The 22,176-nt window shown below is 58.0% G+C and carries 18 protein-coding genes; 12 read left to right on the top strand and 6 right to left on the bottom strand.

All coding sequences use genetic code 11. The annotated features are described in order from the left end of the window. Positions 1–57: 57 nt before the first annotated feature. Positions 58–762, bottom strand: coding sequence for an NUDIX hydrolase (locus I2I05_RS07625; protein ID WP_196281644.1), 705 nt, complete (start codon positions 760–762; stop codon positions 58–60). 138 nt (positions 763–900) lie between these two features. Here I2I05_RS07625 and I2I05_RS07620 point away from each other — a divergent pair, with 138 nt between their 5' ends. Beyond that, positions 901–1,404: a metallophosphoesterase family protein gene (locus I2I05_RS07620; RefSeq protein WP_196281643.1), complete on the top strand. Its 504-nt coding sequence runs from the start codon at positions 901–903 to the stop codon at positions 1,402–1,404. A gap of 172 nt (positions 1,405–1,576) precedes the next feature. On the opposite strand, the gene I2I05_RS07615 is transcribed toward I2I05_RS07620, so the two are convergent. Further along, positions 1,577–1,885 (bottom strand): hypothetical protein, encoded by a 309-nt coding sequence (locus I2I05_RS07615; RefSeq protein WP_196282046.1) that lies wholly within the window; start codon positions 1,883–1,885, stop codon positions 1,577–1,579. A gap of 229 nt (positions 1,886–2,114) precedes the next feature. On the opposite strand from I2I05_RS07615, the gene ltaE reads away from it, so the two are divergent. Continuing rightward, the gene (gene ltaE / locus I2I05_RS07610) at positions 2,115–3,167 is read left to right on the top strand and encodes a low-specificity L-threonine aldolase (protein WP_196281642.1); all 1,053 of its coding nucleotides are present in this window, start codon (positions 2,115–2,117) and stop codon (positions 3,165–3,167) included. A gap of 68 nt (positions 3,168–3,235) precedes the next feature. Here the strand turns inward: ltaE and nhaA are convergent, their stop codons facing one another. Continuing rightward, positions 3,236–4,432 (bottom strand): Na+/H+ antiporter NhaA, encoded by a 1,197-nt coding sequence (gene nhaA / locus I2I05_RS07605; protein ID WP_196281641.1) that lies wholly within the window; start codon positions 4,430–4,432, stop codon positions 3,236–3,238. A 205-nt stretch (positions 4,433–4,637) separates the two neighbouring features. Here nhaA and I2I05_RS07600 point away from each other — a divergent pair, with 205 nt between their 5' ends. Continuing rightward, positions 4,638–5,291, top strand: coding sequence for a metallophosphoesterase (locus I2I05_RS07600; RefSeq protein ID WP_196281640.1), 654 nt, complete (start codon positions 4,638–4,640; stop codon positions 5,289–5,291). Positions 5,292–5,321: 30 nt separating this feature from the next. Then, positions 5,322–5,954: a DNA-3-methyladenine glycosylase family protein gene (locus I2I05_RS07595; RefSeq protein ID WP_196281639.1), complete on the top strand. Its 633-nt coding sequence runs from the start codon at positions 5,322–5,324 to the stop codon at positions 5,952–5,954. A gap of 2 nt (positions 5,955–5,956) precedes the next feature. Here I2I05_RS07595 and I2I05_RS07590 read toward each other — a convergent pair whose 3' ends face one another. Both I2I05_RS07590 and I2I05_RS07585 read right to left on the bottom strand, forming a co-directional pair. Beyond that, positions 5,957–6,496, bottom strand: coding sequence for a 2'-5' RNA ligase family protein (locus I2I05_RS07590; protein WP_196281638.1), 540 nt, complete (start codon positions 6,494–6,496; stop codon positions 5,957–5,959). A 6-nt stretch (positions 6,497–6,502) separates the two neighbouring features. Then, a complete protein-coding gene (locus tag I2I05_RS07585; protein WP_196281637.1) occupies positions 6,503–7,081 on the bottom strand; it encodes a DUF1572 family protein in 579 nt (192 codons plus the stop codon). A gap of 176 nt (positions 7,082–7,257) precedes the next feature. Here I2I05_RS07585 and I2I05_RS07580 point away from each other — a divergent pair, with 176 nt between their 5' ends. From I2I05_RS07580 to katG, 5 genes are all read left to right on the top strand, one after another. Further along, positions 7,258–9,957: an AsmA family protein gene (locus I2I05_RS07580; RefSeq protein WP_196281636.1), complete on the top strand. Its 2,700-nt coding sequence runs from the start codon at positions 7,258–7,260 to the stop codon at positions 9,955–9,957. Between the two features lie 171 nt (positions 9,958–10,128). Further along, positions 10,129–12,030, top strand: a complete 1,902-nt coding sequence (abc-f, locus tag I2I05_RS07575; RefSeq protein WP_196281635.1) for a ribosomal protection-like ABC-F family protein — start codon at positions 10,129–10,131, stop codon at positions 12,028–12,030. Positions 12,031–12,376: 346 nt separating this feature from the next. Further along, positions 12,377–12,841 carry a hypothetical protein gene (locus I2I05_RS21845; protein WP_230688215.1) on the top strand — a complete coding sequence of 155 codons (465 nt, stop codon included), beginning with the start codon at positions 12,377–12,379 and terminating at the stop codon, positions 12,839–12,841. A 445-nt stretch (positions 12,842–13,286) separates the two neighbouring features. Continuing rightward, complete coding sequence (locus I2I05_RS07565; RefSeq protein ID WP_196281634.1) at positions 13,287–13,598, top strand: hypothetical protein; 312 nt, start codon at positions 13,287–13,289, stop codon at positions 13,596–13,598. A gap of 665 nt (positions 13,599–14,263) precedes the next feature. Next, positions 14,264–16,516 (top strand): catalase/peroxidase HPI, encoded by a 2,253-nt coding sequence (gene katG / locus I2I05_RS07560; protein WP_196281633.1) that lies wholly within the window; start codon positions 14,264–14,266, stop codon positions 16,514–16,516. 258 nt (positions 16,517–16,774) lie between these two features. On the opposite strand, the gene I2I05_RS07555 is transcribed toward katG, so the two are convergent. Next, positions 16,775–17,416: a DUF6000 family protein gene (locus I2I05_RS07555; protein WP_196281632.1), complete on the bottom strand. Its 642-nt coding sequence runs from the start codon at positions 17,414–17,416 to the stop codon at positions 16,775–16,777. 252 nt (positions 17,417–17,668) lie between these two features. Here I2I05_RS07555 and I2I05_RS07550 point away from each other — a divergent pair, with 252 nt between their 5' ends. The 3 genes from I2I05_RS07550 to I2I05_RS07540 all read left to right on the top strand — a co-directional run bounded on the left by I2I05_RS07550 (position 17,669) and on the right by I2I05_RS07540 (position 22,099). Further along, positions 17,669–19,003 (top strand): type IX secretion system plug protein, encoded by a 1,335-nt coding sequence (locus I2I05_RS07550; protein ID WP_196281631.1) that lies wholly within the window; start codon positions 17,669–17,671, stop codon positions 19,001–19,003. A 117-nt stretch (positions 19,004–19,120) separates the two neighbouring features. After that, the gene (locus I2I05_RS07545; RefSeq protein WP_196281630.1) at positions 19,121–20,581 is read left to right on the top strand and encodes a M48 family metalloprotease; all 1,461 of its coding nucleotides are present in this window, start codon (positions 19,121–19,123) and stop codon (positions 20,579–20,581) included. Between the two features lie 114 nt (positions 20,582–20,695). Further along, complete coding sequence (locus I2I05_RS07540; RefSeq protein ID WP_196281629.1) at positions 20,696–22,099, top strand: M48 family metalloprotease; 1,404 nt, start codon at positions 20,696–20,698, stop codon at positions 22,097–22,099. The last annotated feature ends 77 nt before the right edge of the window (positions 22,100–22,176 follow it).

Below are 22,176 nucleotides of genomic sequence, written 5' to 3'. Positions count from 1 at the left end.
AGCCCCCCTAATGTAAGAAAAACCAATAATCCCGGCCTCATAGCCGCCAATATAGCGCTATTTCCCGGTAGCGGGCGTCACTTTGGCGGGCTTTCCAGCCATGTTGTTGAGGTAGTGCCGCACCACCAACGCAATGGAGGCGTACGAATCCTCCAGTTTGGCCAATGCTTCCTGGGGCGACATCCAACGCACCTCCTCAATGTATTCTTCCGTCTGGGGCTTCATCAGGCTGTCATCCAGCGATTTCATAAGGTACCAATCGGTCTTTTTCAGCATCTTGTTGCCTTTGTAAGCGTAGCTGTGCCAGGTGCTGGGCAGCTTTTCGCCGAGTTCCAGCTTGATGTTCGTTTCCTCTTCAACCTCGCGCAGGGCGCCCACGGCCGTGTCTTCGTCGCTCTTCAGCTTGCCTTTCGGCAAGTCCCATTTGCCGAGGCGGTAAATCATCAGCACTTGGTCGTCTTTCACGACCAAACCGCCACCGGCTTTGGCAATTTTGAACTGGTCTTTGAAATGCAGGATGACGTGCTTTTTCTTTTTGACCAGCATGGTGAGGGATTTCAGCTTTTTCAGCTTTTTCACCTCCATTAGGCGCAATAGGCGGTCGATAAACAACGGGCCGGCGTCGCGCACCAGCACGTCGCCCACCAAATCTTTCGACGTGAAATCATCGTCGGGGTTAAGAACCAAGTCAAACTTGTGTTTATACACCTTTTCGCTCAGTTTTTTAATAACCAGCGGAATGTCGTTGATGAAAATATTCATCGGGAATAGCGAATTGAAAAGATGATGACGGGCAGGGTGTAGCGCCGGAGTCAGAAATTTAATACCTAAACGGGCCTCGGGCAGCGACTGCAAGATACGGGGCCGTACCGATTTGCCAGCCTGCCGCATCTTTGCGGCATGACGCGCATTGGCCTGCTTTCCGACACCCACGGTTACCTCGACGAGCGAATTGCGCACCATTTGCGCGATTGCGACGAAATATGGCACGCCGGAGACTTTGGCGATGCCCGCGTAGTGGACGAATTGCAGGGCTTAGCGCCGTGCTTCCGGGGCGTGTACGGCAATATCGACGGAACGGACGTGCGAAGGACGCAACCGCTGGTGCAGGACTTCGAAGTAGAGGGCTTGCGGGTGCTCATGACGCACATTGGCGGGTATCCGGGGCACTACGCGCCCGCCGCCCGGCCCCTGCTGGCAGCCGCGCGGCCGGGCCTGTTCATTACCGGGCATTCGCACATTCTGCGGGTGATGCCTGATAAGAAGCTGGGCCTTCTTCACCTGAACCCTGGGGCGGCGGGGCGGCATGGGTTTCACCAAGTGCGCACGCTGCTGCGCTTTGGCATCGATGCAGGGCAGGTAGTGGACTTGCAAGCCGTGGAGCTAGGCAAACGGGCCAGCTAATTTGGCGGACAGTTGCAACTAACAAGAGTTTGCCGACAAAATTCTCGGCACGCCCCAAACCGACAAGCCCCGCCGCCTGACTTGCAGGGGACGGGGCTTATCAAGTTTTTGCGTGGGCCACTCAGCACCAAGGAATTGCTCCACTTGCTGCCACGGCCAACCCAAAAGTTATTTACAGTGCGATTTCAGGCTTGGGATGCTCGCCAGCCTGGCCTTCTTCGTTTACGGGCTTGGTTACGGCTTCGGCGTCGTCGAAAGCGACGGCGTTTTCAGCCGTTTCGTTTTTGTCGGCTTGGGCGGCAGGAGCGGCTTTCTTGTCAGCAGCGGCAGGAGCAGCCGTGGTGGTGAAACGCGACTTCAGCTCTTCCAAATCAACATTTTTCAGAACGGGCGTGCGGAGCAGCTCCTTGATGATGTGCTGCTTGTTGTTGGCACGGGCAATGTTTTTGCGGTGCTTGCGCTTGAGGCGGGTAACGGACATGGTGCCGGATTGGTTAAAGTCTAGGGGCTTACGAAACGGAGGGCAAAAGTAAGGCTTTCATTTTGAAAGTGCAAGCCCAGGAGGCATTTTGCTGAATTACTGCACATTCTAGGGTGTAGCAACGAGGCCGTTTCGAGCGCTACTTTTGCTCAGGGCAGCAGGGCCAGCACACCAAGATGACTGGAACCTGAAAGGCCCGCTTGCCTTTTCGCCTGTCCAACCCGACCCTATGTCTGCTGACTCCTCCCTCCTGCCTGTAATTGACCTGCGCTCCGATACCGTGACGCGGCCCACGCCTGCCATGCTTGCGGCCATGATGGCCGCGCCCGTGGGCGACGATGTTTACGAGGAAGACCCCACCGTGCGCCGCCTCGAAGAAGCAGCGGCGGCCCGGTTTGGCCTCGAAGCGGGCCTGTTTTGCCCCTCGGGCACCATGACCAACCAGATTGCCATCAAGGCCCACACCGAGCCGCTGAGCGAAGTAATTTGTGAGCAAACCGCTCACGTGTACCTGTGGGAAGTGGGCGGCATTGCCTTTCACTCGGGCGCGTCGGTGGCGCTGCTGGCCGGCAACCGGGGCCGCCTGACGGCCGCGCAGGTGGAAGCCGCCATCCGGCCCGAAAACATCCACTACCCCACCACCCGCCTCGTGAGCCTGGAAAACACGCACAACCGCGGCGGCGGCAGCTGCTACAGCTGGGATGACCTAGTGGCCATCAGCGAGGTGGCCAAGCGCCACGGCTTGGCCCGCCACCTCGACGGCGCGCGCATCTTCAACGCCTTGGTGGCTACCGGGCAGCGCAGCGAAGACTACGGGCAGGTGTTCGACTCCATTTCGGTGTGTTTGTCCAAAGGCTTGGGCGCGCCGGTGGGCTCGGTGTTGCTGGGCTCGGCCGATTTCATCAAGAAAACCAAGCGCATTCGCAAGGTGATGGGCGGCGGCATGCGCCAAGCCGGCTACATTGCCGCTGCCGGCTTGTATGCGCTCGAAAACAACGTGGCGCGCTTGGCCGACGACCACCGCCGCGCCACGCGCCTGGCCGAAACGCTACGCCAGCAGCCCTACGTGGCCGAAGTGCTGAACCCCGAAACCAATCTTGTCATTTTTCGCCTACAAGACAGCCAGCCGGCTGCCGAATTCCTGCAAGGCCTGGAGCAGCAGGGCATTCGGGCCAGCAGCTTCGGGCCGCAGTGGATTCGCTTCGTTACGCACCTGGATGTGGACGACGCGGGCCTTGCGCGGGTAGAAGAAGCCTTGCAGCAAGTAGCGCAACTCGTCTAATATTTGCTTTTAGCTGAACAATACTGCGACGGAATTACCCGTGCATTGCCGTTTAAGCGTTTTTTTTATTATTGCACAGAGGCTGATGGGGCGGAGGCCACGTCAGCCTTTTGTGTTTCAACTTGGTCTTCTGAATTTTCCGAAAACCAGAGAATGATGGCCCCTGCGATGGCGGCAATGGCTGAGCCAATTAGCACGGCCAGTTTGGATACGTCCACGGCGGCCGGGGCTTGATAGGCCAGTGTGGCGATGAAAATGGCCATGGTGAATCCAATGCCGGCCGTGAAACCCAAGCCGACCATCTGCCGCCAATTGACCAGTGCGGGTAGCTCCGCCACTCCCAAACGCACCAGCAACGCCACCACGCCCACAATGCCCAGCGGCTTGCCCAGCAATAGTCCTAACCCAATACCCAACGCCACCGGCGAGGCAAAAACAGGCCCCAAGCCAGTATTAAGCACAATGGCCGTATTGCAGAGGGCAAAAAGGGGCAGCAACAAGTAGCTAACGGGCCGCTGCAAGGCGTGCTCCAGGCTCTCGATGCGGTGAGTTGGAATGGTGAGGGCCAGCAATACCCCGGCCACGGTGGCGTGAATGCCGGATTCGAGCACACAGAACCACAGCAGCAGCCCCAGCCCCAGATAGATACCCAGGGCATTTACTTGCAGGCGGTTGAGTAGCACCAAAAGCCCAAATATTCCTGCGGCACCCATCATGTAAGTCAAATGTAGACTACCGGAGTAGAAAACGGCGATGATGAGCACGGCCAGCAAGTCGTCGATGATGGCCAGGGCCGTGAGAAAAATGCGCAGACTGGCCGGCACCCTCTTGCCCAGTAGGGCCAGAATGCCCAGCGAGAAAGCAATGTCGGTGGCGGTGGGAATGGCCCATCCCGAAGCCCCCGGCGTTCCCCGTGTAAAAGCCAAGTGAATAAGGGCCGGCGCGGCCACGCCTCCCACAGCCGCCAGCGCAGGCAGCATGGCTTGGCGCGGATGTGACAGTTCGCCATCCACCACTTCGCGCTTGATTTCCAAGCCAACCAGAAAGAAGAAAATGGCCATCAAACCATCGTTTATCCAATGGGTTAGGGATTTATCGAGCACCCCGTAACCCAAGTGGATGTCCCACAAACTCAGGTAGGACGCACTCAGGCTGCTGTTGCTGAGCAGCAACGATACCACGGTGGCCAGAATGAGTAGAAGCCCGGCCAACTTGCCACTTTCAGATAACTCCCGGATGGGACGCAGAACTCGACGAATGGGCATAAGGACAGGAGAAGGAACGGCGCCCAGCCAAGGGCGCAGTCCGTCAAAAGTACCGGTTGCGGGTTTGGCGGCGGCCGGCCAAGCAGTGACATCGTGGCTTACGCGGCTTGTTTTGATTCAGATACCTGCGGCTGTCAGCAGCTTCGCAGCAGCGTTTAAATGAACTGTTTTGGGCCTAAAACGGCCTGACTTCGTTATTCAATTCATGAATCTTTTCATTATTGGCGACGTCCACGGCTGCGTCAACACGTTCAGCGAGGTGCTGACGCACTGGCGGCCGGCTACCGAACAACTCATTCAAGTGGGCGACTTGGTGGACCGGGGCCGCCACTCCCCCGAAACCGTGGAGTTGGCCCGCACACTGAGCGAGCAGCATCCGGATTCCACTACTTTCCTGATGGGCAACCACGAGCACGCCATGCTCCAGCACTTTGGGCCCGCGGGGCCGTACCCGGATTGGCTGCTTTGGGGGGGCCGCGAAACCGTTCATCAGTACAAAAGTTGCCCGAAGATGCTGGCCAAGCACCTGCCGTGGCTGGCGCAGCGGCCGTTGCGGTGGCAGAACGACTGCGTTGTGGTCAGCCACGCGGGCCTAGCCGACTCGCCCCATGCCCTCGAACCCGACCATCCCGACGGCCTGCTTTGGCGGCGCGGCCCGCTCCGGAAACTCCCTCAGCTGCAGGTGGTGGGCCACACCCCCACGGCCAATGGCCAGCTGCTGGCCGATGCCGCAACGAATACTCTCTACATTGATACCGGCGCTTATTTGAAGCGCAACCTGGCTGGGGTGCGCCTTTCGCCCACCGGCGATTTGCTGGACACGATTCTGGTGCCTACCCACCCCGAGGATTTATATTGAAGCCCCAAATTTGCCAGCAAACCGCCAACAATGAGCAACCAATCTGCTATTCAACACCTTACTGAATCGGACCCGGTTTTGGGCCAGGTGATTGCGCAAGGGCGCGAAATCCAGCCCCGGCCGCACGAAGACTTGTACCTGGCGCTGCTGCGGGCCATTGTCAGCCAGCAAATTTCGACCAAGGCGGCGGCGGCCATCTGGAAGCGCTTTCAGGCCTTGTTCCCACCCGAGGGCTACCCGGAGCCGCGCGAGGTGCTGGCCCTGGACGAAGACGTGCTGCGCAGCGCGGGCCTCTCGCGCCAGAAAGCAGGCTACCTCAAAGCCATTGCCGAATACAACGAGCGGGGCCTGCTGGACTACGAGCACCTCAGCAACCTTTCGGAGGAAGCCTTTACACAGCACCTCACCGCCATTCGGGGCGTGGGGCGCTGGACGGCCCAAATGCTGCAAATGTTTGCCCTCGACCAACCCGATGTGTTTTCGGAAGGCGACCTGGGCGTGCAAAACGCCATGCGCCGCCTGTACGGCCTGGAGGAAACCGGCCGGGCCCTGCAAAAACGCATGCTTGTGATTGCCGAATGCTGGCGCCCCTACCGCTCGCTTGCCTGCAAGTACCTGTGGCAGTCGTTGGACAACGGCACCCAGATTCCGCCCGTGGTCTGAAACTAAGGCTTGCCCGTGAGCTCAAACACCTCTTCGCGCACGAAGAGGTCGCCTTTCTTGCGCAGCAGGGCCAGGTTGTTCACGTTCAGCCGCAGGTTGTAGGTTTCCTGGTTGAGGTGGCGGAGCACGGGGCCCAGCAGGTCGGGCGTGGTGTCGTGTAGGGCCAGGGAAAGGTGCGGCAGCCAGCGGTCGGGGCTGTAATAGGAGCCGGCGCGGCACATCGGCGCGGTCACGTCGAGCACGCGCTGGTGCAGCAGGTTCAGGTCGTTGGAGCGCAGCACCGGGATGTAGATAACCGGGTTATCGCCGGGAAAAACGCCCAGGCCCGTGGTGTAAGCCGAAAACGGCGGGGTGGTGGCGGCCACATCCCGCAACACGGCTTTCAAATCGTTGAGCCGGCGGGTGCCCGTGAGCAGGTAAGTCAGGTGCGGGTCGGGGGTATCCTGCACGTCGTCGAGGCCGAATTGGGTTTCCAGGCCCTTCACAATGCGGTTGATGCGCATGGCATTGCGGGGGTTGAGCAGCGAGGTAATGGCGAACATAGCAGACTAAACTGGAGAATTGGTCCCCGGGTTGGCGCGGAGGTGCATTTGGTGGTTGAATTGTTCGCTCTGCCCTCTGGGAATGCTCAGGGATTGAAACTCCGGCCCCCGAATAATCTTGGCCAGCTGCACCAACTGCCCAATGTGCGAGCAATAGTGCGCCACTTGGCGTTGCACCGCAGCTAGTACCGTATGGGCCTCGCCCCGAATAGTGACGGTGCGCAACAAGTCGGCCGGCCGGAGGTCGTCGAGCACCTTGAATAGTATGGCCCACGCCGATTCCCACTCCTGCCGGAGCACGGGCACGGCGGCAAGCGTAGGCTCTTCAAATTCCTGCTCTCGGTGGCGGGTGGGTTTTTCGCCGTCGGAAGTGAGAAAATCCGTAAAACGGGAGCGTAGGTTGCCTACCAAATGCTGCACAATAACGGCCGCACTGTTGCTGCCTGGCGCCGGCTGCCGTAGCCATTCCTCATCGGAAAGCTGCGCCAGGGCGCGTTCTGCCAGGGTCTTATACGCCTGGAAATTGTGGCGAAAAGAGGCCAGCAGGGCGGCCCCAAGGTCATCGGCGGTTGCGGCAGGAAGCATGCCCAAAGTAACGGCGGCAAACGATAGGCAAAGCGTAGCAGGCAAACATTTTGACTCTTTTAGGTATTTAAATCACCTTCCTCCGTCGGGAAATTATCCTGCTCCATCGACTTAACGCATTTATCCACAACCCTACCCGGGCCCGTTCTCGTTACGCTAGCCTTGCTCCTGTCCTCGTGCCCGAAACGCTTGCCGCTGCCGATTCTTCCGCTGTTCCCGTCTCCCCGGCGGCGACGCCCACCCCTCGGCCCCGCCGTTGGGCATGGTGGCTGCTGGCCATTGTTGGGCTCGTAGTTGGCCTGGTGCTCGTGGCCCAGCATTTTCTAGACCCGTGGCTGAAGCAAAAGCTGGAGCAACAAGTGGCAGCCCAAACCAACGGCCAGTACCGCCTGCAAGTGGGCGAGCTGCGTACCAACCTCTGGCAGCGCGCCGTTCGCCTGCGCCACCTGCGGTTGCGCCCCGCCGCCCAGGTAGCCGATACCCTTCCCCGCGTGCGGCTCGATGCGGCCCGCCTCCATATTACGGGCGTGGGGCTGTTGGCTCTGCTACGCAAAGGCGTGGTGCCCATCGACAGCCTGGTGCTGGATTCCTTGCGGATTGAAGTTTTAGCCCTGGCCCGCAAACCAACCAAAAACGCCAATAAACCGCTGCACGAGCGGTTGCCGCTCCGGGTAGCTGGCGTAGCAGTCGGCTATTTCGGCCTACTGCATACCCAGGCCAACTACCGGCCCAACGGCCAGCCAACCGCCCAATTTCGACAGGCCAACCTGAGCGCCCGCGACCTGGAAATCAGCGCCACCAGCGCCGCCGATTCGCAGCGCGTGGGCTACGCCGCCGCCTGGGAGCTACAGTTGCGGCAAACCCAAGCCTTGGTGGCCGGCCACAGCTTAGCCCTACGTGGCTTGCAGTTATCTACGGCCAACAAGTCACTCACTATCGATTCCCTCCGCATTGCGCCCAGCGGTTCGCGGCAAGCCCAAAACCCCAGCGTCAGTCTGGCCCTCCCCCGCCTTCGCTTGACCGGTTTTGAGACTGCTCCCTTGCAGCACCATCGGCGCTTTCGGGCCGATTCTGTGCTATTTGATAGTCCGCAGCTTGCCGTAACGCCGCCGGCCGCTCCGGCAGCAAAGCAGGCACCAACGGCGGCGCGCTGGCTGCGTCAGCTAGACCTGGGCCATTTTGCGGTGCGCAACGGCCAACTGCGCGTGACCGGAATTGCCGAAGCACCCATTATTCGGGGTATTGAGCTCACCGCCGCTTCGTTGCGCTACGACTCGGTTGCGGCGTCCGATGTCCGGCGTGTGCTGTTCGCGAAGTCCTGGAACGTGGCGTTGGGCAAAAGCCAAGCCACGGTGGCGGCCCACCCGGTCACGCTGGAAAGCCTGCGCTTCTCCACCGCGGCGGGCACCTTCAGCCTGCGTTCGCTGCGGGTGCGGCCACCGGCGGCCGGCCAAGGTCAGCCCGGCGGCGTACGCCTTGACTTAGTGTTGCCCAGCCTGGCGCTCACCGGGCTCGATGCGATGGCTTTGCAGCATCAGGGGCGTTTTCAAGCGGCTGCTTTGCTGGTGAATGAGCCTAAGCTCACTTTCACACCGCCCAAACAGGCCCCGCCACCGGTCTGGAAAATGCTGGCCCCGATGCTCCGCCGTTCCGACTTGGGCCAGTTGCGGGTGCGGGGCGCCGACTTGCGAATTGGCGGGCTGCGCCACTCGCCTGAAGTATTCGGCCTGAACCTGACCGGCAATTCCATCCGCATCGACTCACTGAGCGCGCTCGCGCCTGCGCGCATTGCCTACGCCCGCAGCTGGCAGGGCCGTTCCGGCCGCGTCACGGCGCCTTTCGACCCGCCTTATTACCGGGCCAGCAGCCAGCAAATGTACCTCGACACCGACGCCAAAACCTTCCGCTTCGACAACATGGCCCTCACGCCGAAGTATTCGGCGGTGAACATGAACCTGCGCAAAGGCTACCAGGCGCCCGCCATCACCATCCGGGTGGCCGCGTTGGCTTTTGAGGGCCTGGATTTTGCCGAGCTGGTGCGCCACACCAATTTTCGGGTAGCCAAAGTCACGGCCCTGCGGCCACTGGTGCGCATCGCCTCCGACGGCCGCGGCCCCATCAACCCCAATTGGTCCAAGGTTTCGCCCGAAGAAATGCGGAAGCTGCCGATGATTGTGGACGTGCGCCGCCTCGACATTCAGGGCGGCAACCTGTATTCTACCTACCGCAGCCCCCTCACGCCCATCACGGGCACTATGAGCATCAACCGCTTCAACGGCAGCTTTTACAACCTGAGCAACGACCGCCAGCGCCAGACAGTCGCCACGCCCCTCACCGGCCACGCCACCACCTACCTACAGAACTTGTGCCGGCTCGATGCCCAGGTTTCCATGTATTTACTGGACCCCAAGGGCCGGCACCGGGTGTGGGGCGCTTTTGGGCCGGGCCCGTTTGCGATGCTCAATTCCATGACCGTGCCCACCCGGTTGGTCAAATTCAAAAGCGGCGATGTGCGGCGCATGCGGTTTGATTTGCGGGCCGACCGCCAAGGCGTGACGGGCACCACCTGGACGGAATACGCCAACCTGCAAATGACCTTGCTCAGCTACCAGGACGAAGCCGAGGAAGTCAAAAAATCTTTGTTTAGCCGGGTAAAGTCCAAGGTTGTCAACGTGGTGGTTATTCGCGACCAGAACCCGCGCAAGCGCGGCGAGCTGGTGACCGGGGAAATGACTTCGACGCGCGAGCCGCGTTTTTCCGTGTTCACGCTCTGGCGCCAGGGCATAGTCAGTGGCTTGTTCCACAACGTGGGCGTGCCCCAAAAAATAGCGCAAAAGCTCAGCGAGAGCAAAGACGAAGCGCCCCTGCCCAAATAAGGCCCGGGGCTTGGCCTACCCCCCCCCCGGCGTTGCCAAAGAACGGATTCGGGCATCAACCACGTTGCGAGAAAACACGGGCCATTTGGGTCAAGATTTGAATCTGCCTGCCCGTTGGACCGTTGGGCTCAGGCGGACGCCGTACCTTTGCCCCCCAATACCCCTGACCCGATGATTTCCATTTCCGACCTCGACTTCCACTTTGGCTCCCGCACGCTCTACGACAACGCGAGTCTGCACATCAAGCCCAAAGACAAAATCGGCCTTATTGGCCTCAACGGCACCGGCAAATCCACGTTGCTGCGCCTGCTGGTGGGCGAGTACAAAGCCGATGGCGGTTCAATTTCGATGGCCAAGGACGTCACCTTGGGCTTCCTGAACCAGGACCTACTGAGCTACGACACGCACGAGAGCATTCTGCACGTGGCCATGCAGGCGTTCGAAGAAGCACTGGATTTGCAGAAGAAGATTGACGACATTCTGGTGCAGTTCGAAACCGATTATTCCGATGATTTGGTCGATAAGCTGGCCAACATGCAGGAACGGTTCGAGGCGCTGGGCGGCTACACCATGCAGTCGCAGGCCGAGGAAATTCTCGAAGGCCTGGGTTTCACCACCGAGGAGCTTAGCAAGCCGCTGAAGACCTTCTCGGGGGGGTGGCGCATGCGCGTGATGCTGGCCAAAATCTTGCTCCAGAAGCCTTCGCTCCTGCTCCTCGATGAACCGACCAACCACTTGGACTTGCCGTCTATCAAGTGGATTGAGAATTACCTAGCCGACTACGAGGGCGCGGTTATCATCGTGAGCCACGACCGGGAATTCCTGGACCGCACCACCAACACCACCGTCGAAGTCATCGGCGGCAAGCTGGTGCCCTACGCCGGCAACTACTCCTACTACCTCGAAGAAAAAGAGGAGCGCAACCTCATTCAAAAGGGCGCTTTTGAAAACCAGCAGTCGCAAATTCGGGCCGCCGAGCGCTTCATCGAGCGCTTCAAGGCCAAAGCCAGCAAGGCCAAGCAGGCCCAGAGCCGCGTGAAGGCGCTCGACAAATTGGAGCGCATTGAGGACGTTGCCAGCGACGCGGCCAAGATTAACATGAAGTTCCAGTTCAAGGTGGAGCCCGGCCGGCACATCCTGCGCATGGAGCACGTGATGAAGAAGTACGACCAGAAGCTGATTTTCCGCGATACCCACGTGCACATCGAGCGGGGCGACAAAATCGCGCTAATCGGCGCCAACGGCAAGGGCAAATCGACGCTCATGCGCCTCGTGGCCGGCACCGAGGAGCCCACCACCGGCAAGCACCAGTTGGGCCACAACGTCATCATGTCGTTCTACGCCCAGCACCAGTTGGAAAGCCTGACGATGGACAACGAAATCATCCAGGAAATGCTGGAAGCCGGCTCTAAGCGCAGCGAAATGGAGCTGCGCTCGGTACTGGGCTCGTTTTTGTTCACGGGCGAGGAGGTGTTTAAGAAAATCAAGGTGCTGAGCGGCGGCGAGAAAAGCCGCGTGGCCTTGGCCAAAACCCTGATTTCAGAAGCCAACTTCCTGCTGCTTGACGAACCGACCAACCACTTGGACATGGTATCGGTAAACATCCTGATTCAGGCCCTGGAACAGTACGCTGGTACGTTCATCGTCATCAGTCACGACCGTTTCTTCGTGGAAAACGTGGCTACCAAAATCTGGTACATCGAAGATTTCCAACTGAAAGAGTACCCCGGCACCTACCCCGAGTACGAGCAGTGGCAGGAAGACCGCGAAAAAGCCGCCAAGAAAGCCGGCCTGCCCAGCCCTTCGGCCCCCAAGCCGATGCCCAAAGTGGAAGAACCAAAGCCCAGCCATAATAACAACAATAGCAACGAGGCCAAGAAAGTGGCCAAGGAGCTTGCGGACGTGGAAGCGCGCATCACCGCGCTCGAAAAAGAACTGGCCATCTACGAAGCCCAGCTCGCCGACCCGTCTATCTACGCCAACGCATCGCAGCTAAAAGACGCAACCCTGAAGTTTGAAACCGTGAAAAAGGAATTGGCGGCTCAAACCCAACGCTGGGAGCAGCTAATGTAAATTTCAGCAGCATTTTACGCTGGCAAAATGCGACCGGTGTGGTTCCTATGGGAGCCGCGCCGGTCGCATTTCAATTTTGCGCCAGCAGGTTTGGGATTTGCTTCGGAACGCGAAGGTTCACTTTTGCTTTCTGCCCTCCTGAAATCAGGTTCGCGTTATCGCTGCCCCGGCGCTCAGAAGCCGGCAGCGCCATGCCAAACGGCCGAGCCGCCAAGTGGCATACGCTGCCAGGCATTCATCACACCCAAAATTTGAGGAGAACGAATTAGGTGGTTTGGAAAATTTCCACTTACTTTGAACTACAAAGTTCTTTTGGCATCAAACAAAAGTCCCGGCTCCCAACCTCATGAGCTTATCGTCCTCACTTGACCGTCTGCATTTTCAGGTAAGGCAAAAGCGGTTGCTGCGGGATTTTGCTGTCTTTACCCGCATACTGCTGGCAATGGGTTTTTTGCCTTCGGGATATGTCAAAATTGTTGGGGAGCGGTTTACCAATTTAGCCATTTGCCACCCAATGGGCCACTATCTGGAAGCATTTCATCGCACTGGCTTCTACTACACTTTTGTGGGCGTGATGCAGGTAACCGCCGCGTGCTTATTGCTGATTCCACGCACAGCCACCCTTGGGGCTGTGCTCTATTTCCCCATTATTTTCAACATCTGCATCCTGACGTTTGCGGTGCGCTTTGTTGGCTCATGGCTTACGGCGCCCTTAATGGTGCTGGCTAATTTATATCTGCTGTGCTGGGACTACCACAAATTGAAGTTCATTTTCCCCTGGGAAAAAAGTGAGATTTCCATAAACAGGTAACCATCCTTTCAAACGCTACTCAGTGCAGAATCAGACGTGTATTCCTAAGGTTTCCTTATCAAATAAGCACGATTTGCAGCAATAGTAATAAGCAAAATGAAACCATTACCGATATTATTAATGGCAACACTGGCATTTGCAACTGCCTGCGAAATCATGCCCAACAATAACTTAAGAGACTGCCGAAAACAGTGCGAGGGGAGCGAAAAACCAGCTGCGTGCTACGATTTCTGCGACTGTATCCATAATAATTGCCAGCCGCTTGACACCTGCTTGGCCAAATACAACAAGGCACCTAAGAAGAAACCAATCCCATAAAACAATTACTTCCCTCAAATTCTGTCCATTCTCAGGTTCGCTCACCTAGTGTATGGTAAAACAGTAGGACAACGTGCTTTTCGCTTTTTCACCTAATTGTTTTTCTCACTTTTAACCTTAACCCGTCATGACACCCACATCAAATGCTCCGACAAATTCTTCACCCGCTATTTTGGATATAATCGGCTGGCTGTTTGGCTTGGTGGCGCTGGCAATTGGCGTGATAAATACGTTTTGGGGAAACGACCCCGGCTTTGGCGTTTTTGTTATGCTGCTGGCTTTCGTGTTTTTTCCTCCGGTAGATAATTTCATCAAGGGGAAAACCGGATTTGCCGTTCCGAGGATTGCAAAATGGCTTTTAGGCTTTTTTATTCTGTGGGCATCAGTGGGCGTGGGCGAATTGTTCGATAAAATTGACCTGATGATGGCATCTTTTTAGAAATCCATAAATAGGACCTGACACGTCCCTGGAGACATATAAATAGAGAATTTCGCAGTTTTGCAGTCCGAGTTTTAACAAAAAATCCACTGAAATTTCTTAAAGAAAAAGCCATGAATAATAATTCGAATGTTCTGAGTGAAAACGCCCCTGTTTCTAACCTATTCGGTTGGCTATTTGGACTACTGGTTTTGGCTGCCGGAGTCGCAAATTTAATTCTGGTACACCCCGTTCCAGGAGTTGTTTATATCCTCCTTTCCCTCGTGTATTTTCCGCCGGCGAATGCTGTCCTCAAGGAGAAAGCCGGTTTCTCGATTCCGCTCGCAGTAAAGCTTCTCTTAGGCATAGTTATTATCATGTTCACCTTAGGCGTGAGTGACCTCGGGGATATGATAGATTAAGCAGGCTGGCTAACACCCGCATCAGCAAACGAAAAAGACCTGCAAGGCAGCGCCAGTCGCTTCCTTGCAGGTCTTTTTATTTCTTCGGAGGCACTTGCGGGAGCCTCATTGAATTTCGTGGCACGGTGCTCCCACCGAGCTAGCGGGGCTTCGACACGCCTAGCCCAACGGTCGCGCGAATCATTGAACAGTTTTCCAAGCAAAAGCGCAAACTTTTTGGTGAACTTTGCATTGTAATGGGACGAAATAAAAATCACCTTGAAGATGCATAATACCCAAAATACCCCGCCACCAGAAAACTCAATTCTTTACGAGCTCAACGAGCCAGCCGCCCAATGCCCGTTCAGCAGCGGCGCGCTGAAACAAAGCGCCGGGGGTGGCCGCACCAACCGCGAATGGTGGCCCAATCTGCTCAAGCTAAGCATTCTGCGCCAGCATGCCGACCTATCCAACCCTTTGGGCAAGGATTTCAACTACGCCGAGGAGTTCAAGAAGCTGGACCTGAATGCCGTAAAGCAGGACCTGTTCGCGCTGATGACGGACTCGCAGGACTGGTGGCCGGCCGACTACGGGCATTACGGCCCGTTCTTCGTCCGGATGGCCTGGCACAGCGCCGGCACCTACCGCATCGGCGATGGCCGCGGCGGCAGCGGCTCGGGCGCTCAGCGCTTCGCGCCCCTCAACAGCTGGCCCGACAACGCCAACCTCGACAAGGCCCGCTTGCTGCTGTGGCCCATCAAACAGAAATACGGCCAGAAAATATCGTGGGCCGACCTGATTGTTCTGGCCGGCAACTGCGCTTTGGAGTCGATGAACTTCCAAACCTTCGGTTTTGGTGGCGGGCGTGACGATGTGTGGGAACCCGAGCAGGACATTTATTGGGGCCCCGAAACCGAGTGGCTCGGCGACAAGCGCTACACCGAGGAGCGGGAGCTAGATAACCCGCTCGCCGCCGTGCAGATGGGCCTGATTTACGTGAACCCGGAAGGACCAAACGGCGAACCCGACCCGATTCGCTCGGCCCGCGACATCCGCGAAACCTTTGGCCGCATGGCCATGAACGACGAAGAAACCGTGGCCCTGATTGCCGGCGGCCACACCTTCGGCAAAACCCACGGCGCCGCTGACCCCGGCGAATTTGTGGGCAAAGAGCCCGCGGGCGCTACCCTGGAAGAAATGGGCCTGGGCTGGCGCAACAGCTTTGGCCAGGGCCACGGCGGCGACACCATCACCAGCGGCTTGGAAGGCGCCTGGACCAGCACACCCGCCAAGTGGAGCAACGACTACTTCAATAACCTGTTCGGCTTCGAATGGGAGCTGACCAAGAGTCCCGCTGGGGCGCACCAGTGGCGGCCCGTGAACGGCGGCGGCGCCGGCACCATTCCCGATGCCCACGACCCGGCCAAGAAGCACGCCCCCTTCATGCTCACCACCGACATCGCCCTGCGGGCGGACCCGGCGTATGAGGTGATTTCGCGCCGCTTCCACGAGAACCCCGCGGAGTTTGCCGATGCGTTTGCCCGGGCCTGGTTCAAGCTGACGCACCGCGACATGGGCCCCAAAGAGCGGTACCTGGGTCCGGAAGTGCCCACCGAAGAGCTGCTCTGGCAAGACCCCATTCCATCCGTTGCCTATGCTTTGATTGACGACCAAGATGTTGCGGCGCTGAAAACCAAAATTCAGGCTTCCGGCCTGTCAGTGTACCAATTGGTATCGACGGCATGGGCTTCGGCCTCTACTTACCGCGGCTCCGACAAGCGCGGCGGCACCAACGGCGGGCGCCTGCGCCTAGCCCCGCAGCGCCATTGGGAAGCAAACAATCCCGCCCAACTGGCGCAGGTGCTGCAAAAGCTCGATGGAATTCAACGGGAGTTCAATGGTGCCCAAACCGGCGGCAAGCAGGTTTCGATGGCCGACCTGATTGTGTTGGCCGGCGGCGTTGGCATTGAGCAGGCGGCGCAAAACGCCGGCCATGCGGTGACGGTTCCGTTCACCCCGGGCCGCGCCGATGCCTCGCAGGCACAAACCGATGTCGTGTCCTTCGCAGCCCTAGAGCCCGCGGCCGACGGCTTCCGCAACTACCTGAAGCCTCACCACAAGGCGGCAGCCGAGGAACTGCTGGTTGACAAAGCCCAACTCCTGACGCTGACTGCCCCGGAGCTCACGGTACTGTTTGGCGGCCTGCGGGCCATCAACCTCAACTTCGACCAGTCGCAGCACGGCGTTTTCACCACCCGCCCGGGCGCCCTCACCAACGACTACTTCGTGAACCTGCTCGACATGAACACCACTTGGAAGTCCACATCGGATGCGCAGACCACCTTCCACGGCCGCGACCGCAAAACCGGCGCCGTAAAGTGGACCGGCACCCGCGTCGACCTGATTTTCGGTTCGAATTCCGAGTTGCGCGCCCTGGCCGAAGTTTACGGCTGCTCGGATGCGCAGGAGAAATTTGTGCAGGACTTTGTAGCGGTGTGGACCAAGGTGATGAACCTGGGCCGCTTCGATTTGGCGTAATGCCAAAGTAGTTTTGTTGATTGTAATTAACGCATTCAACAGATAAAAAAGGTGGCCTTTTTCAAGGCCACCTTTTTTATTGTAATTATTTAGCAACTTAAAATACCTCTTATTCTGTGCTTGAGAAGGGCTTACTTCCGTTCACGCTATTACGGAGCAAGTTTTTTTCTAATAATAGGCGTTTATCTTAATTTATAAAATGTCAACCTAATTATAATACTAACCCCATGTAAGCGGTAGTTTTGACAAAGAAAAACGCTATGATTTCAATCTTACTTTTTCGATTATAGCCAAGTGAGATTCAAGTCTGTTTGTTGTAATGTTTTTATCCCAATATGGTTTGTTGGCAATAAATTTAATCCAATTATCAGAATGCTTGGAAGTCAAATTCGTGTTATTAATTTTATCAAGATAAGTCAGTGCTTCCATTGCATAGAGTTGGTCAAACCAGAGGTCAGGTTTTGATAAGTAATATGTCAGATATTGGTCTAAGTAGTCGATGCTTTTGTGTGTATTGAACGACACAAAAGCGTAAGCGTATGTTTTTCCTGCGTAACAAACTTCACTTTTCAATAAATGGATTCCGATTATATCAGTCAAGTCTGTTGCGTTTTTTATAGCGGCAAAAAACGCTCCTGTTTGCCTTGTTCTCCAATCGAAGTCGCCAAGTAATTTCACCACAACATCTTTGGTTATGGTGTCATTGGCCTGAATTAATTGGCTCACCCAACTGTCGTCTGTCTCACCAATTTTCATATAAAAAGGCGCAGCCCAGGTATCAATAAATTCCTGAGATAATTCGTCAACGTTATTATAAGAAAGCAAGTCTTCAAAATCCGAAGTGTGTCTAACTGTTGCACCTGCTGAATGAAGTCTTATCTGTTCGTTTAAGTCATCCATAAAATTGAAGCTTACATGATTGATTGCCGAAAGATGTAACAGACACCCACTTTCGGCAATATAGCTTCAGTATGCACGATGCTTAGGTAGCAGGTTTGCAGCTTACAGACCCAGGCTACTAATTGGTATGGTTGCGCTGGACCACATGCCTGTAAATTCCGACTATTTTAATACCGCCACGCCCCTGCAAGTCGCCAAAAAGTGAAGGCGGCGTCATTAGTCGCAAGCAGCGTTGGGCCTTACTTTCGCGCCATGCGCCTTCTCCCCTACGCTTCCCTGCTGCTTGCCACCGCTTGTGTGCCGCTCGGCACGCCCATCACCAGCACCAATCCGGCAACCACCAGTGCCCAAAAGGCGCCCGAATACTACGCCGACAAAACCCTGCGCTACCAGGACTACACCTACTCGCCCGACGTGCGCAGCGTGCAGTGCTACGTAGCCACCGGCCAGCCCAACGAAGTGTTTCAGCCGCCGGTGGTGCCCCTGGGGCGCAGCCAGGCCATCACGCTGGAATTTGACGTGCTAGGCGACCAGAGCCAGCGCTACACCGCCAAGCTCCTGCATTGCGACGCCAACTGGCAGCAGTCGGTGCTAACGGACCTGCAGTTTCTCAACGAGATAAACGAGTTTCTCATCACCGATTACCGCGTGGGCATCAACACCCGCGTGCCGTATTTCCACTACCGAATGCGGGCGCCGGGCGTGAAACTGAGCGGCAACTACCTGCTGGTGGTGCAAAGCGCGGGCGGCGTGCCCGTGGTATCGCGCCGCCTGGTGGTGTACGAAAACCAGGTGCAGGTGCTCCTGAAACCGGGCATTGTAGTGGGCGGCGCCGAGCGCTACACCTTGCAGCAGCTCGATTTCGGCATTGCCTACCCCAGCGTGAATCTGGTGAATCCCGCCGCCGAAGTGAAGGTGGTGCTGCGCCAGAACTTTCGCTGGGACAACGCCAAGTACAACCTGCGGCCCACCTTCGTGCGCGACAACGAGCGCCGGCTCGACTACCAGTACTTCGGCTTCGAAAACGCCTTCCCGGGCCTGAGCGAGTACCGGTACTTTGACACCCGCTCGGTGCAGGCGCCCGGCATTGGCGTACTGCGCGTCGACCCACAAACGACGCCCGTCACCGCCATTTTGCAGCCCGAAGCCACGCGCGCCAAGCAGGCCTACAACCAATACCAGGACGCCAACGGCCAGCGCGTGTTCGAAAGCCGCGAGTACGGCCGTGGCGACACCAATGCCGACTACGCCGACGTCACCTTCCAGCTTAAAGCCGAGCAGCCCGCGCCCGGCCCGGTCTACGTCTTCGGTGCTCTCACCGACTGGCAACTCAAAGACGACTTTAAGCTGACTTACGATGAAGCCAAGCAGTTGTACACCGGCCGCGCCCTGCTCAAGCAAGGGTACTACAACTACAGCTTTGCGGTGGGCGGCGCGCGCGGCAGCGTGCCCAACGAAGTGTACTTCGAAGGCACCCACCAGGAAACCGAAAACCAGTACGACCTGCTGGTGTACTACCGCCCGCCCGGCACCCGCGCCGACTTGCTCATCGGCTACCAAACCGTGACCATGAACAACCGCCAATAAGCCGCGGCAACAACCCGCGTCGTTCGGTTGCGTTTGTTAGCGAATTCCGGTTGCGGGCACTTGGCGGATATCCCGCGTTCAGTTGCCCGGCACCGGTTCTCCCTTTCCCACTCCCACATGAATACACGTCTCCACCTGAGCGTTGGGGCAGCGGCCGTGCTGCTGCTGAGCGGCTGTGCCACCAACCCCGTCACCGGCAAAAAGCAAATCAGCCTGGTATCCGAAGGCCAGGAAGTGGCCATGGGCGCGCAGTCGGACCCGGCCGTCACGGCCCAGTTCGGTTTATATCCCGACGCGAAAATCCAAAAGTTTATCGACGAAAAAGGACAAAAAATGGCGGCGGTTTCGCACCGGCCCACCCTGAAATACCAATTCAAAGTGGTCGATTCACCGGTGATTAACGCCTTTGCGGTACCCGGCGGCTACGTGTATTTCACGCGCGGCATCATGGCCCACTTCAACAACGAGGCGCAGTTTGCCGGCGTGCTCGGCCACGAAATCGGCCACGTCACGGCCCGGCACTCGGCCCAGCAGCAAACCAAGGCCATTCTGGGCCAGGTGGGCCTGATGGGCGCCATGATTGCCTCGCCGCAAGTGGCGCAGTTTGGCGAGCAGGCCATGCAGGGCATGCAGTTGCTGTTCCTTAAGTTTGGCCGCGACGACGAGCGGCAAAGTGATGAGCTGGGCGTGGAGTATTCGTCGAAAATCGGCTACGATGCTAGCCAGATGGCCGATTTCTTCCAGACCCTGGCCCGCGAGCAGCAGAAAGGCCAAACCGAGGCCATTCCCGACTTCCTCTCCACCCACCCCAACCCCGAGGACCGCTACAACACGGTGCACCAGCTGGCCGACAAGTGGAAAGCCGCCAACGGCAGCCCCAAACTGGCCATCAACCGCGACCAGTACCTGCGCCTCATCGACGGCATGGTGTACGGCGAAGACCCCAAGCAGGGCTTTGTGGAAAACAGCGTGTTTTATCACCCCGACCTGAAGTTCCAACTGCCCGTGCCCACCGGCTGGAAGCACCAGAATACGCCCCAGCAGTTCCAAATGGCCGACCCCGGCGGCAAAGCCCTGTTGGTACTGATGACCGCGCCCGGCAACACCCCGGAGGAAGCCGCCCAAGCCCTTGTGCAGCAGCTCAAGCTGCAGCCCGGCGCCTCGCAGCGCACCACCATCAACGGCTTTCCGGCGCTGGTTTTTGAAGCCGACCAAGTGCAGCAAGACCCGCAAACCGGCCAGCAAGTGGCGGGCGTGCACGTATTAGGGCACATTATTCAGGATGGCAAAACGCTGTATGCGCTGATGGGCGTGGCCCCACCGGCCGAGTTCCCAAACTACGCCCGCCAGTTCACCGGCGTGGCCCAGGCCTTTCGCCGCCTCACCGACGCCGACAAGCTCAACCGCCAGCCCGAGCGCATTCGCATCAAAAAACTCACGCTGCGCAGCAACCTGGCCCAGGCCCTCACCACCCACGGGGTGCCGGCCAAACGCCACGAGGAACTGGCCATTCTAAATGGCATGCAGCTCAACGAGCAGGTGAACGCGGGCTCGCTCATCAAAGTGGTTGGAAAATAACTGGCATTATGTTGGTTTAAGCGGAAGCAAGCTTGCTCCGCAACCCTGATTGCAGTGTTGCGTTTGCAAGCCCAGCCGTCGCAGCTCACGCGATACATTTAGCTTTTTTCGAAAATGAACTTCTCCTTCCTGCGTACCGGTGCCGCGCTGCTCTTGCCACTCACGCTGGTCAGCGCCATTCCCACCAGCCCCACCCAAGGCCCCAAGCCCGACCCACAAGTCTTGGCTCAATTTGGCCTGTACAACAACCCGACTTTGCAACGCCTGATTGACACCAAAGGCCAGCAGATGAACAAGGTTTCGGACCGCCCCGGCGACTACGGTTTCACCATCGTCGATTCGCCTGTTATCAACGCCTTCGCCACGCCCGATGGCCACGTGTACTTCACGCGCGGCATCATGGCCCACTTCAACAGCGAGGCCCAGTTTGCCGGTGTGCTCGGCCACGAGCTGGGCCACATCACGGCCAAGCACGGGCAGAGCCAGCAGCGGCGCTCCACGGTGGCGGGCATTGGCCTGTTGCTGGGCTCCATTGTGGCCCCGCGCGTGATGCAGTCGGTGGGCGGACTGGTGCAGCAGGGCGTGGGCCTGGGCATGCTCAAGTACGGCCGCGACGACGAGCGGGAGTCGGACCAATTGGGGGTAAAATATTCCACCAAAATTGGCTACGATGCCAGCCAGATGGCTGACTTCTTCCAAACCCTGCAACGCAACGAGCAGGCCAGCGGCTCCACTGGAATACCCACTTTCCTTTCCTCGCACCCCAACTCGGCCGACCGCTACACCACGGTGAAAAGCCTGGCCGCCCAGGCCAAGCAAAACGCGGGTGGCCGGCAGCTTGCCATTGGCCGCGATTCTTACCTGCGCATGATTGATGGCCTGCCCTACGGCGAGGACCCGCGCCAGGGCTTTGTAGAAGGCGGCGTCTTCTATCATCCTGATTTGAAGTTCCGTATGCCCGTCCCCTCGGGTTGGAAGACGCTGAACTCGCCCACGCAATTTCAGATGGGCGAGCCCAACGGCAAAGCCATGGTGGTTCTCATTCCGGCCGGCGGCAATTCGCTCGATGAGGCCGCCCAAGGCCTAGCCAAGGCCATTGGCCTGCAATCGGCCAATGCCCAGCGCACCACGGTAAACGGTTTCCCGGCCGTGGTGATGCAAGGCGACCAGGCAGCCCAACAAGACCAAGCCGGTGCCCGCGTACTTGCCCACGTCATTCAGGACGGCAGCAATTACTACGGCATCGTGGGCCTCACCGCGCCGGCTTCTTTCTCGACTTACTCCAGCACTTTTTCCCGCGTAGCCCAAGGTTTTGCCCGCCTGACCGATGCTAATAAGCTCAACCGCCAGTCGCAACGCATCCGCATCAAAACGGCCACCGGCAACCAAACCCTTGCTCAGGCCCTGACTGCCAACGGTGTGGCTGCCAGCCGCCACGAGGAATTGGCCATTCTCAACGGCATGCAGCGCACCACCCGTTTAAGCAAAGGCATGCTGTATAAATCAGTAGGCAAATAAGCTGCCCTTTTAGAAGCCTTTTAGGAGTTCGAAAACTCCGTTGACCGGATTAGCCCAACAAAAAAGCCGCTCGATTG

Source organism: Hymenobacter jeongseonensis (assembly GCF_015694725.1).
GTDB lineage: Bacteria > Bacteroidota > Bacteroidia > Cytophagales > Hymenobacteraceae > Hymenobacter > Hymenobacter jeongseonensis.
Note: the sequence above shows the minus strand (reverse complement) of the source record. Positions and strands in the feature narration are given on the sequence as shown.